We start from the raw sequence: 254 nt of genomic DNA, 5'->3' as shown, positions 1-254 counted from the left end.
AGCGTCTATGAGATGGACGTGAAAACTATCCGGGTTGTGATTGTATCGATGTATCTCAAGATGATTCGAACTCTATGTTTGACTCAATTGGAATACGGCACAAATGCGAGAACTCAACCTGTAACGAACTGTCGATGAGACAGACTCGTTATAGGGTCAAGCGAACAAGTGCATGTGGTGGATGCCTTGGCGATCACAGGCGATGAAGGACGCGGTAGCCTGCGAAAAGCTACGGGGAGCTGGCAAACAAGCTT

Annotated in this window: 1 rRNA gene; it reads left to right on the top strand. The window is 48.0% G+C overall.

Annotated features, from left to right (window positions below):
• Positions 1-154 precede the first annotated feature (154 nt).
• Positions 155-254 (top strand): 23S ribosomal RNA (locus G3O06_RS48775); the annotation flags it as partial.

It is taken from the genome of Burkholderia sp. Ac-20345 (assembly GCF_017104825.1).
GTDB classification, from domain to species: Bacteria; Pseudomonadota; Gammaproteobacteria; order Burkholderiales; family Burkholderiaceae; genus Burkholderia; species Burkholderia lata_B.
This window is presented reverse-complemented; position numbering and strand designations above follow the sequence as displayed.